The organism is Cohnella hongkongensis, assembly GCF_042654645.1.
Lineage (GTDB): Bacteria > Bacillota > Bacilli > Paenibacillales > Paenibacillaceae > Cohnella > Cohnella hongkongensis.
Window position 1 is genome coordinate 49299 of the sequence record NZ_JBHSEP010000023.1, and the last position, 12365, is coordinate 61663.

The 12365-nt window shown below is 58.8% G+C and carries 10 protein-coding genes; 1 reads left to right on the top strand and 9 read right to left on the bottom strand.

Annotated elements, in window-relative coordinates; all coding sequences use genetic code 11:
- Positions 1-26: 26 nt before the first annotated feature.
- The 7 genes from ACFO3S_RS23155 to ACFO3S_RS23185 all read right to left on the bottom strand — a co-directional run bounded on the left by ACFO3S_RS23155 (position 27) and on the right by ACFO3S_RS23185 (position 8688).
- A complete protein-coding gene (locus tag ACFO3S_RS23155; RefSeq protein WP_378100890.1) occupies positions 27-863 on the bottom strand; it encodes a carbohydrate ABC transporter permease in 837 nt (278 codons plus the stop codon).
- A gap of 14 nt (positions 864-877) precedes the next feature.
- Positions 878-1765 (bottom strand): carbohydrate ABC transporter permease, encoded by an 888-nt coding sequence (locus ACFO3S_RS23160; protein ID WP_378100892.1) that lies wholly within the window; start codon positions 1763-1765, stop codon positions 878-880.
- Between the two features lie 104 nt (positions 1766-1869).
- The gene (locus ACFO3S_RS23165; RefSeq protein WP_378100894.1) at positions 1870-3225 is read right to left on the bottom strand and encodes an ABC transporter substrate-binding protein; all 1356 of its coding nucleotides are present in this window, start codon (positions 3223-3225) and stop codon (positions 1870-1872) included.
- A 112-nt stretch (positions 3226-3337) separates the two neighbouring features.
- Positions 3338-4897, bottom strand: coding sequence for a response regulator transcription factor (locus ACFO3S_RS23170; protein WP_378100896.1), 1560 nt, complete (start codon positions 4895-4897; stop codon positions 3338-3340).
- A 6-nt stretch (positions 4898-4903) separates the two neighbouring features.
- Entirely contained in the window at positions 4904-6667 is a 1764-nt protein-coding gene (locus ACFO3S_RS23175) for a cache domain-containing sensor histidine kinase (RefSeq protein WP_378100898.1), read from the bottom strand.
- 207 nt (positions 6668-6874) lie between these two features.
- Complete coding sequence (locus tag ACFO3S_RS23180) at positions 6875-7270, bottom strand: eCIS core domain-containing protein (RefSeq protein ID WP_378100900.1); 396 nt, start codon at positions 7268-7270, stop codon at positions 6875-6877.
- A 311-nt stretch (positions 7271-7581) separates the two neighbouring features.
- On the bottom strand, positions 7582-8688 hold the full coding sequence (locus ACFO3S_RS23185; RefSeq protein WP_378100902.1) for a glycoside hydrolase family 172 protein: 1107 nt from the start codon (positions 8686-8688) through the stop codon (positions 7582-7584).
- Between the two features lie 298 nt (positions 8689-8986).
- Between ACFO3S_RS23185 and ACFO3S_RS23190 the strand changes: the two genes are divergently transcribed.
- Positions 8987-9856: a helix-turn-helix domain-containing protein gene (locus ACFO3S_RS23190; RefSeq protein ID WP_378100904.1), complete on the top strand. Its 870-nt coding sequence runs from the start codon at positions 8987-8989 to the stop codon at positions 9854-9856.
- A gap of 452 nt (positions 9857-10308) precedes the next feature.
- On the opposite strand, the gene ACFO3S_RS23195 is transcribed toward ACFO3S_RS23190, so the two are convergent.
- Positions 10309-10467 carry a hypothetical protein gene (locus ACFO3S_RS23195; protein ID WP_378100906.1) on the bottom strand — a complete coding sequence of 53 codons (159 nt, stop codon included), beginning with the start codon at positions 10465-10467 and terminating at the stop codon, positions 10309-10311.
- 1047 nt (positions 10468-11514) lie between these two features.
- Complete coding sequence (locus ACFO3S_RS23200; protein ID WP_378100908.1) at positions 11515-12363, bottom strand: Gfo/Idh/MocA family oxidoreductase; 849 nt, start codon at positions 12361-12363, stop codon at positions 11515-11517.
- Positions 12364-12365: the final 2 nt, after the last annotated feature.

Consider the following 12365-nt stretch of genomic DNA (forward strand, 5'->3'; position numbering starts at 1 on the left):
CCGATGCTCCTTCCTTCCCGGGAGGCTCAGCCTTTAATCCCCGAGTTCACTATGGATTGCACGTAATATTTTTGCAGGAACAAGAACAGGATCAGGATCGGAACGGAAGCCACCGTGTCCGCGGCCAAGATTTTCCCCCATTCCGTCGCCTGCAGGTTGGTGAAGGTCGCGATGGCGACCTGCAGCATCTGCTTGCTCTCGTCGTTAATGACGATCAGCGGCCACAGATAAGCGTCCCACTGCCCGAGAAACGTAATGAGCCCCATCGTAATCAGTGCCGGCACCATTGACGGGAGCACGATTTTCGCATAGATGCCCGGCCATGAAGCGCCATCGATTTTGCCCGCCTCCAGCAGCTCCCTGGGCACGTCCGCGAAAAACTGCACCAGCAGGAAAATGCTGAACACCGATACTGCGGCCGGGACGATGAGCGCCTTAAAGCTGTCGATCCAGCCGAAGGCGTGCACGAGCAAATAGGTCGGCACCATCGTCACCTCCCCGGGGATGACGAGCGCGGAGAGGAACACCGCAAAGACGACGCCGCGGCCGCGAAACCGGAGCTTGGAAAACGCGAAAGCGGCCATCGAGTTGAACAGCAGGGACAGCAGCGTCACCGAGACGGCGACCAGCAGCGTATTGTTGATGAATCTGCCCAGCGGCTTGGTCGAATCGCCGAACAGGTCGATGAAGTTTTGCAGCGTCCATTCGACGGGGACGAACAGATGCCACTCGAGCGAGACGTATTGAAACAGCTCCTGGCGCGGCCTGAACGCCCCCATGATCATCCAGAAAATCGGAAGCAGCGAGATCAGGGCGACCGCGATCATGACGATCCATTTCAAAAGATGTCCTATGCGTTCCAAAGCCGATCCACTCCTCAATATTCCACGTCCGTTTTTAACAGGCGCAGCTGCACGACGGAAATGCACATGACGATGACGAACAGAATAAATGCGGCAGCCGTTCCGTAGCCCATCTCCATCTGCTGGAAGGCGATTTTGTAAATGTAATAGACGGCCGTCGTCGTCGAATCCGCCGGACCTCCGCCCGTGACGAGCGCGACCGGAACGAAAATTTTCAAGGCGTCCATCGTCGTAATGATGATGACAAACGTCAGCGTTCTTCTTAAGAGCGGCAGCGTGATTTTGAAAAACTTCTGCGTCCGGGTCGCCCCGTCCACCTCCGCCGCCTCGTACAGATCGTTCGGAATGCCGTTCAGTCCCGCCACGAAAATGATCATGAAGAAGCCCGCCGACTTCCAGATGCCGAGCAGCATAATGCCGTACAGCGCCAGGCCCGGGTCGGACAGGAACGACACCGGCCCCGCCCCGAAGAAGCCGAGCAGGCTGTTCAGCAGCCCGTAGTCCTGGTTGTAGATCAGCTTGAACAGCGTCGAGGCCACGCCTATGGCAATGACGACCGGCATAAAATAAATCGTTCGGAACAGGCCGGTCACCCACGAGCTGCGGTAGACCAGCAGAGCCAGCCCAAGCGCGAGCATCGTCTGCACGGGAATGACGACGAGCGCGAAATGAAACGAATGAAGCAGACTGTTGATAAACTTCGGATCGGACAGCAGGCCGCTGTAGTTCGCCAGCCCGACGAAAACGGCTTCGGGATTGATCAGGCTGTATTCCTTAAAGCTGATCGTCAGTGCGTTCAGCATCGGGTAGAACGTGAACAGCGCCAGGCTGACCGCCGCCGGCAGCACGAACAGCCAGGCCGCGCGCTCCTCCTGCTTGCCGAATGCGGAATTCGCTCTCATGCTCATCGCCCCTCTCCGTATGGCGGAGGGCTGATCGAAAAGACACATTCGATGATCCGATTTGCCTTGTCCCTTGGGTCAGCCCTTCCGTTGCCGGTCCTGTGTTACCGGTACTTCTCCAGCGCCTTGTCGATGGCGGCTACCGCTTCCGCGACCGCTTCGTCGACATTGCGCCCGGCGACGCCGAGATCGGCGAACAGCTTGGAGACAGCCGTCGTAATGACCGGGTAGGCCGGAGTAACCGGTCTCGGATGGGCGAACTTGCTGGATTGCTCCACGAAAATGTTCATCGGATACTCGGTCAGCTCGGGGATCGCGCTTGCCGTGGACAGGCGCGCCGGCAAATTTTTCGTCTCCTGGTACCAGAACTTCGCGCCTTCGACGCCGGTTACCCAGTTGACGAACTTCCATGCCGCATCGGGCTGCTTGGAGTCCTTCGTGATCGCCATGTTCCAGCTTCCGTTGGGCGTGACCTGCTTGGCGTCCTTCCAAAGCGGCGCAATATCCCAGTCTTCGCCCAGCTTGAAGTCCGGATGCGAGGTCGCGAAGCCCGAGATCGCCCAAGGGCCGTTAACGACGATGCCCAGCTTGCCGGTCTCGAACGCTTCCGGCGGAATTTCCTTCGGCGCGACCTTGTATTCGTTGTACAGCGAGGAGAAGAAGGACAAAGCCCGCTTCGATTCGGGAGAATCGAGATAGCCCTTCACTTCGGTTCCGTCCGGGCTGAGAATCTCTCCGCCGGCCTGCCAGATGAAGGGCAGCTTGACGAACGTCGAGCCTTCCCCTTCGCCCAGTCCCCAGCCCGGATCGATGCCGTACACTTTGTTGGCCGGATCGTTGATTTTCTGCGCCGCCTGCAGCACTTGCTCCCAGGTCCACGCCTGGTTCGGATCCTTGGAGGGCAGCTCGATGCCGTTCTTCTCGAACAGTTTCTTGTTGTAAAACATTCCGATGCTCGCATCGTTAAGCGGAGCGGCGAAAATCTGGTTCTTGTACGTCAGACTGGCCAGAACGGGAGCCGCAATGTCCTCCTTGTTCCCGTCGGCCTCGAAGTACGCGTCAAGCGGAATGACCGCGCCTTGATGGGCGTAGGCGGCCAGCGTCGGACCGTCCAGGCCGATCACGTCCGGCGCGTTGCCCGCGGCCAGAGCCGTGCGAATCTTCGTTTCGTAATCGCCGTAAGGAATGACCTCCATCTTGACTTTGATATTCGGATTTTCCGCCTCGAACGATTGGATCATTTTCTGGAGAGCCTGGACCTCGGGAGCGAAGTCGTGCCTCCAATACCGGATTTCTACTTTCTTGCCGTCCCCTTTGTTTGGTTCCGCGCTCGCTCCCGGGCTTGCGGCGCCCGCGCCAGGGCTTTCTTCTCCCGCCCGCTTCGTCGAGCAGGCCGACAGCAGCGCGAGGCCGAGGCAAACGATCAGCAGCGCGGTCATGGTTCTTCGCAACCTAAGCATGTTATCCCGCCTTTAGATCAGATTGATGACTGCGAATTCAGGATAGCACGGCGGCTGTCGCGGCTACATACAGCCGTTTTGGACGATGGGATGCAATATTTTTGGACTTCGCTCAGGAAGGATCGGCGGCTCGCTTGCGGTATTCGTTGGGGCCTGCGCCGTAGTAGCTTTTGAACACGTTGCTGAAGTAAGCGGGGCTGGAGAAGCCGGTCAGCTCGGCGACGCTCGCGATCTTGAGCTCGCTTTCCCGCAATAGACGCGAGGCGTGCTCCATGCGGATGCGCAGCAAATAATCGCTGAAGGTGCAGCCGGTGAGCTTGCGAAAAAGATCCGACAGGTAGGCGACGTTGTAATGGTATCGTTCGGCGATGGCGGACAGCGACAGCTCCTCCGCGTAATGACCGTGCATATAGCCGCGGATCGCCTCGATCGTCTCCTCCGCCCCTCCCCTGCCCCTGTGACGCTTCAACGACGCGATCGCCTGCAGGGAGACATCGCGGATATTGCCGACGATTCGGTCCAGCGCCTCGCACCCCCAGGCGGAATTGATGTACGGCCACAGCATCCGCTGCAGGTCAAGCTCCTTCAGCCCGTGCTCGCGCACGGTTTCGTCGAGCGCCAGGCACAGCTGGATGAGGAACAAGGAGAAGGCTTGCACCGACGCCTGCTCGCCCGCTTCGGAGATGGCCTCCAGCGCCCGTAAGGCGCCGCCTTCGTCAGCCTGCCCGATCGCCAGGACGAACTGCTTGAGCAGCGCGGGCGACGGCCCTTCTTCCTTTCCTCCGGTCCCTTCGAACACCGTCTGCGACACCCGCTCCGGCCTGCTTCGGCTTAATGCGAGCAGGCTCGCCTCCAGTCCCGCCTTCCACTCCGCCGGTCCGAGCACGGGATGACCGATGCCTACCACCACCTCAAGCCGCAAGAAGCGAACGACCTTCTCCTTCAAATCCGCCGCAAACCGGGAGAGCAGAGACTCCCCCTCCTCCTCCGGCGACGCTGCGGATGAAGCGATATAATGAACCCGATCCGGTAGATTAACGTCCGCGAAGGCAACGATGCGGCCTTCCCATTGGGAGACGACTTCCCGCGCGAGCAGCCGGTAAGCCTCCTTGAAGGAGGCCCCGTACGCGCCGCTGCCGGACAGGCGGCCGGGAGGAATACGCAGCTCTGAGGTCGCGAAAACGACGGGGCGGTTCTCCTGCGACCATTCGGGCATGCCGTATGCGGCCATCATCGCCGCGGCTTCGGCCGGCAGCGGCTCCTCGCGGACGATTCTCGCCAGCAGCCGCTCCCTCTCGTCGTCCAGTTCCCTCTTTAATTTCAGCAGAGTGGAGGCAAGCTCCGTCTTGACGACAGGTTTCAGCAAATAGTCCTTGGCGCCTTTGCGAATGGCGGTCTGAACGAGCGGGAAGTCGTCGTAGCCGGAGAGGACGACCGTCTTCGTCTCGGGGAAGCGAAGCGCGCACTGCTGCAGCAGCTCGAGTCCGTCCATGACCGGCATGCGGATGTCCGTAATGACGATCGGCACTCTCCGGTCCGCCAGCAAAGACAAAGCCTCGGCGCCGTTCGCCGCTTCGGACGATACTTCGAAGCCGTATTCCCGCCAGTCCAGCTTCAGCCTCAGGCCCGTTCGGATCTCGGCAGAATCGTCGACGACCATGACGTTATACATCTCGGATCACCTCTGGATTGGGATAGTCATCGTAATTTCGGTGCCTTGGCCCGGAGCGCTGCGAATGTCGACGACGAATCGGGAGCCGTAGTGCATTCTCCCTCTCGCAATCACGTTCTTGAAGCCGATCCCTTTCTCGCCAATGTCCAGCACGTCCTGCGGCACCTTCAATTCGGCCGCCGCCCGCAAATCCCTCAGCGCCTCCTCCGGCATGCCCACGCCGTTATCCCGGACGACGGTGACGAGCTCCTCCTCCGTTTCGCGTATGCGAATGGAGACGACCGCGACCTCGACGAGCCCGACGCTGAATTTGACCGCATTCTCGATGAGCGGCTGGAGCAGCAGCTTCGGCATCCGCACCTGTTCGGCAACGGAGTCGTCCGCGATCTCGAACCGGACGCGGCTCCCGTAGCAGACGGAGAGAATGGAGGTATAGGCGCGGATCATACGGAGCTCTTCGACTGCGGAGATGAGCTCGGTGTCCGTCCGCAACGAGGAGCGCAGCATCAGACTGAGGTTGCTCACCACCTGCTCGATATGCTCGCTGCGCCCTTGGGCGGCGAGCGAGGAGATCACCTCCAGCGTGTTGTTCAGGAAGTGGGGGTTGATCTGCAGCAGCAGCGCTTTGTACTCCGCGTTGCGCCTCCTCAGGTTTTGCGCGAATTCGGTCTCGATGTAGGTCTTCAAGCGCTGCACCATCTTCAAGTAATTGACCGTCAGAAATCCGATCTCGTTCTGCCTGCTTCTGCTCGGCGCCATGACCGCGTTTCCCTTCAGAAAATCGCCCTCCTCGACGAACCGCATCGAACGCACTATGCGCGTGATCGGGTTGGCGATGCCCGACGAAAACCAGAACGCCAGCGACACGGCCACGATGAACAACAGGGCGGCGACGAGAATGACGTTGTGCCTCGCCCGGGTGATTTCCAGAAACAGCTCCTTCTCCGATACCGTCCCCGCCACGATCCAGCCGGTCGTCTCCATCTGCTGGTAGAAATAGATGGCGCTGCGTTCTCCGTCCCGGTAGACTTGCGTGCCCGGACGCCCCTTCCAGTCCGGAGAGCGAATCCGCGCGAGCAGCTCGGACGGAATTTCCTCCGCATGCTGATCGAGAACGGGAGCGCCCTTGACGTCAAGGAGAAACACCTTGCCCGTCTTGCCCAGCGTCAGCCTGTCCAGCGGCTCCTGGAGCGAGGCGGTTTTCATGTTGAGCTTCAGCACGCCGGCCTCCCGCAGGTTCAGCAGATCGGACAGCGGGTAGACGAGGGCGTTCACCCTCTCGCTGTTCTGATAGGTGCCGTTCTGCCGATCGTCGGAATGGGCGGACGACCATCGCGCGCCTTCGTTCCGGTAATCCTTGTACCAGTCGGTGCCGAGGTACTCTTCCCCGTCCAGATTCCATAGATCCCATTCCCCGTAAAACAAGTTGACCGAGAACACCGCCGGGGTGTTGCTCAGCACGGCGTCGAAATATTTTCTCATCTTGATGTTCATTTGAATCGCCTCGGACGGGCTTGCCGCCTCGATTCGCGAACCAATCCAGCTCTGCGTCGCGTCGTTCCGTAAAATCTGGTTAGCCGTATTCAGCACCTGAGACGTCGCGCTCTCCACGAAATCGGCGTACTGGTTCATCGTCTGCACCGTCGTCGTCTCGATGGAGTCCCTCAATGCGGCAGCCGCCTGATTCCAGAAAAAGTAGCCCATCAGCACAAACGGAACGATGAGCAGGACGATCATGGCGATCAGCTGCGTTCGAATGGAATAGAACATCGGACTCCCCCTCCGTTAATACAGCGCTTACATTTATTTTAGTAGACGTTGGCTCGAGGATCTTTAACAGATGAGGCGGGATGTTTAACCCAAATTGCCATGCGTGCCGTTCACGCTCTCTTCAACGACGAAAACCCGGGCAAAAATAAAAAAACGTCAAGGACACCTTCTCCCTGACGGCCGTTTCGTCCGGCGGCGGACTGCCGGTCACATATGAGGTTCGACCCGGCCTTCGCTCTGCTGAACGACGTGCCAAGCCTCGTGAGGCAAATGCTGCTCTTGGCCGGAAGCCATGTGAATATCGCTCCCTTGCGCGTACGCAAGAGCGTTAAGCTGAGCCGGCTTATCGGAATTGTAGTGCACCTTCACATCGTCCATGGAATAGCCGGATAATTTCTCGATCCCGCTCCTCAAGTTGTCCGGAAGCCCGGAGGAACCCTGTTCCATCATGCCCATCGCCGCCTGATTGCCAATCGACGCTTGCAGGGCCAGCAGCCGATCCGCCGGCAAGCCGTGCGACGCGGAGGAGGCCCCCTGCGCGTTCCCGCGCGCGCGAGAACCGTTCGTCTCCGACTTCGATCCTTGAAAAAGCCTTGTCCCCATCTCTTATCCGCCCTTCGCTCAGACTCTAAGATTTTTCTTCCGGCATCCGGTCGCCTTGCTTTTTCCGCAGGCGCAGGAGCTTCGCAAGTCAGCGATTCTCACCTCTCTTATCCCGCATTCATTATACCTCATCTTTGCAAGCAGCGCAGCGAATCGACGCGTCCATTCCATCCGTTGGCCCGGACGATAAAAAGCACACCCGCGAACGCCAACAGGCGCCGCCGGGTGTGCTTCGCGACCGGTCGAATCGAATCGTTATTTCCGCTTGATGTCGGGGAGCAAGTGGCTTGTCGACACCCTTCCGCCGGCCGTTATCTCGGCCAACGTCTTTCGGCCGGCGGCAGTACCGGGAACGGAGCATGCGGCTCCGCCTGGTACCAGTAGGCCACAGAGGAGACGTCGTCGGTCCGTTCGAACAAATCCCGGCTGTTATGGCCGATCTGCTGGATCGTGACTTTAAGCTCCTCCTCGAACCGGATCGGGTCCATCAGGTGCCAGCGGTACAGCCCGTGCATCGGAACGGCGTCCTCCCCGAACTGCTCGGCGCGCGTTTGATCCGTCTTGGAGTAGAAAGGATAGCCCAAATACGGCGTGTTGTAAGGCACCTCTACGGTTTTTCCATCCCTTTTCTCGTAGAAGCACCAGGCTCCGCCGAAATAGTCTTCCGTTCCCGTGCCGCAGATCGTCGGCCAGTCCTCGTCTCCGTCCATGTAAAATTTAATTTCGCCTTCGCCCCACCAGTAACGCTCCAGAGCTGCCCAGGCCAAGTAGGTGCCGACGTACTGCCCCTTGCCTTTCACGTTGTCCAGAATCGTGTAATCCTTGCCTTCCGTCGTCAGGTTCTCCCGTCTCCATTGCGCGTGGAAGTAGCCGGCCTCCTCCGGAAGCTGATCGACCAAGGTATAGCTGAATTGATAGAAAAATCCCCCGATATCGGCCGCATGCTGATTTTCGACGGTGATTTTGGCCGATTGGCGAAACGGCATCGGAAAATAGCAGTTCATGCCTCCCGTCGGATTGACGACAATCGGCAAGGAATTGACCAGACAGCGGGTGCCGAAGCCGTTGCAGAAAAAGTCCCCCAGCGGGACTTCCACGGAAGGCGTCTCTTCGCCGTCCCAATACATGCGCAGCACGAGATCGCGAAGGACGAAATACCCTTTGTCGGTCCGGTCGGTTACGGTAATCCAGAAATGCTGGATAACGCCGGGGCCGTCCGTCTCCATCAGCGTGACCGTCGCTCCCTTCGGCAGCGTGATGCACGGGCGGCCCTTCCGGGCGACGCCAAGATGGCTAGCCTCCTTGCCACCGGCGCCGACCTCTCCCCGCGGGTTTTCCGCGCTGATCGAACGGGTCTTCCCGCTTGTCATCAGCGGCGCCGTCGATAATCCGAATCCGAGTCCCTGATTGTGCAGCATCGTGTGCAGCCTCCTATTTGTCTTAAGTAATCAAACAAAAATCTCCCGAATTTCTCCGCTCGATATTCGTCCGCAGGGAAACGGGAGACCGTCCGACCCGTGCGTTTCCGCAGCGAACCCTATCCGTCCGGTCTCGCGGAAGGAGCGAAACATTGCCCGGACCTTTCAAACCTTCTATAATGGGTACAGCGCTTACAGCTGTTATTCTATAAGAGCCCCGTGATATTTTCTTTAGCGGAGAAAGCGATATATTTAACTTAAATTGCTCAGCTTGAATGGATGGAGGGAAGGCAAGCCAATGAACCTGAACGCGATCTCCCCCTATATCCGCGTCGCCTGGGATTCCACGCTGTATCCGCCCGTCCAGATCGGGGAACGGGTTATTTTCGACTACGAGCTGATGTTCATTAAAGAGGGGGAATGCGAGGTCACGGTGGAAAACGACGCCTACGTCGGCAAGCCGGGCGACTTGTTCCTGTTCAAGCCGAATCAACCCCATTCCATCCGCTCGTCGAACGATAAGCCGCTCAGGCAGCCGCATCTGCACTTCGACTTGTATTATCGCGACGACAGCCCCGAGGTTCCGGTATCCTTCAAGCCCTTTTCGAGGCTGAGCGAACAGGAGAAGCTGTGGCTGCGCCCGGATGATTTGCAGGACGTCGATCCGCCGTTGCCCAGCCATATTCGGCTGAACAAGCCGGAAGCGATCGAGCAGTTGATGCAGGACATCATTTTCGAATTCGACCGCAAATTCCCCTATTACGAGACGACGGCCAAAGGGTTGTTCATCCAACTGTGGGTGCACCTATTGCGGGAAATTCACTGGCAGCGCAACCCGCATCTGCTCTCGAACCGCGAACAGCTCGACCGGGTAAAAAGCTATCTGTCCCACCACCTGCACAGGGATGCGACGCTGGACGAGCTGGCCGAGTTGGCCAATATGAGCAAATTTTATTTGTGCCGCCTGTTCAAGAAAGCGTACGGCGTTACGCCGATTCAATATCACGTGTCCGTCCGTCTGGAGAAAGCCAAAGAAATGATCCGCTTCACCGACCTGTCGCTGACGCGCATCGCCGATGAACTGGGCTTCCAGAGCATACATGCGTTCAGCCGGGCTTTTCGCATGCGCGAAGGCGTGTCCCCTTCGGCTTACCGCAAGATGAGCTGACGGGTTTTCGCATGCGTGAAGGCGTGTGTCCCTTCGGCTTACCGCAAGATGAGCTGACGGGTTTTCGCATGCGTGAAGGCGTGTGCCCCTTCGGCTTACCGCAAGATGAGCTGACGGGCTTTTCGCATGCACGAAGGCGTGTCCCCTTCGGCTTACCGCAAGATGAGCTGAACAAGTTTTGCGCAGCTTTGAGGCTGACCGTTTCCGTACCGGTGCAGCTTCGAAGAACGCGGTGCTTCGCTGCATGACGGCAGTCTTGTGCACAGTGAGATAAGCCCGTGAGCCGGGCTTATTGGTCGGGTCTGCGGGGCAGTAGACAAGATATAACGGGCCGGCTGCCCGTTCTTGAAGTCGGTGAATGCGTCCGAACCGTCATTTCCAGCAACATCCGCTAAGCGCTGGCCAACTCGACCCGCAGAGCGCTGCCCAGCTTGATCCGTTCGGGTAGGCGTTTACGTTAAGAGAAAAATCCGTTTTAAATTCGCTGCCGCACCTTTTTCGAGCGATTTAAAGCGGATTTCCCGCTCTATTTCCGCTTCATCCCTAAACTCTTCGAGCAATGTCTCTCTGGGGAGAAGGATCACTTCACGCTGCCCTTCGTCGACAGTCAAGATAAAGGGCAATCTTTGACTTTACATCTTGTTCCAAGAGCCGCCCCCCCCCCCCACTGTTGTCAGGTTAAGCAAACGGTCAACAAGCGGCCTTGCAGGAATCGTCCCAGTTGTCGGCGGAGCCCCGACGGTCATCGCGAACAAGGCCAACTCGTGCCAATCCACGCCAGTCCAGACCAACCTACGCACTCCGATAACCCCCGCCAGTCCAGACCAACCTACGCACTCCGCGAGCCCCCGCCAGTCCAGACCAACCTATGCACTCCGCTAACCCCCCGCCAGTCCAGGCCAACACACGCCAACCCCGCGAGCCCCTGCCAGCCCACTAACGTAACGGTTGCCAGCGCCGCTAATTGTGCCATTTTCGCAGTACGGAGGTTGTAACGGTTGCAGTCGCCGCTATTTCACCTGAAAACGTGCCGATTCGCTCGATAACCCCAAAATAAGCGCGGTGGCAACCGTTAGCTTTTCCTTTTTCGGGAAAACGATCGATTAAGCGCCACTGCAACCGTTAGACGTTGCCGGCAGGTTGCGCGCCTTCGATCGCATACGATCGGTCGCATACTATCGGTCGTATACTATCGGTCGCATACGATCGGTCGCATACTATCGGTCGTATACTATCGGTCGCATACGATCGGTCGCATACTATCGGTCGTATACTATCGGTCGCATACGATCGGTCGCATACCGTCGACCGTATGCCGTCGATCGCATACGACAACGGCTTAACCTGACAACATCCCCTCCCTTCCTCTGTCTCTCCGCAAGAAAATAGCGATTGGTTTTATTCGAATGGCTTGCCCGTCGAAGTTGCTCGCATAACGGCCTGCCAGAACGCAAATGTCAGACATTTGCTCCGATTCGCTCGCGTAACGGTCCGTCAGACCGTCCCTCGGATTTAAGGGATTTTCTCCCGAATGCTCCCTCATTCGCAGAATCGCGTTTTTGTCGGAGGGGATTCAGATAAGGATAGCGTATTTGCTGCTTCCTGAATAAACCAAAAAAGCCGGACGGTTCTCCGCCGGCTTCTTGCCTGTTGCGCCGCTACTCGGGCAGCTCCAACCACTCGAAAGGCCGCTCCGCCGCCTTTCGTCCATACTCAATCAATTGGATGACCGCGACCGTCTCGGCCGGGTCCACCGAAGAAACGCCCGTCCGGTAGAAGCGGACGAGATCCCGCGCGAACGGCGCGAAGAAGTCGGCCTCCGCCGTCGCGAGCGCGGACGGTCCCTCCCCGTATTGGAACGCAAGCCGAAACGCGCTGTCCTGCAGCATGTGCATCGTCGCCTTGCGCCCGTCCGGATATTCGATCAGCAGCGCCGGCGTGCGGCCCGAGCCGATGAACATGATCCGGCGAGCATCCGCTCCCATCAACGCCACGATCGGCTCGAGCTGATGGATCGCATAGTTGCCGAACAGACCGGACCCCTGGCTGCACAGCGTCTCGATCCGTCGCCCGTTCGAGCGCTCGAGCTCGGCGGCGTACTCCGGCGAGTAGCGCAGCGCGGAGGAGGAAAAGACCGGCGTGCCGTGCGCCCGCGCCAAGTCGAACAGCCGGACGGCCGCCTCCCGATCCGGCGCGAACGTCTTGTCGATAAACGTCGGCTTGCCCGAGCGCAGCGGAAGATCCGCCAGCCGCTCGTGCATCTCCGGATGGTCCGGCGACAGCACAGCCAGATAATCGCTGCGCTCCACGACCGCCTCGACCGTATCCAGCAGCTCGATGCCCATCTCCTCGCACCATTCCGCATTGCCCAGTCCTTGCGGCGCATCCGCCAAGCCGTAAGCGAACGCGGCCTTCATTTCTCCGTCCGACGCCTTCGCGATCCATTCGGGAAGATGACGGGCGTGCCACTCGTCCAAGAAGTAATCGATAAAGCCGATCGTTTTCATAC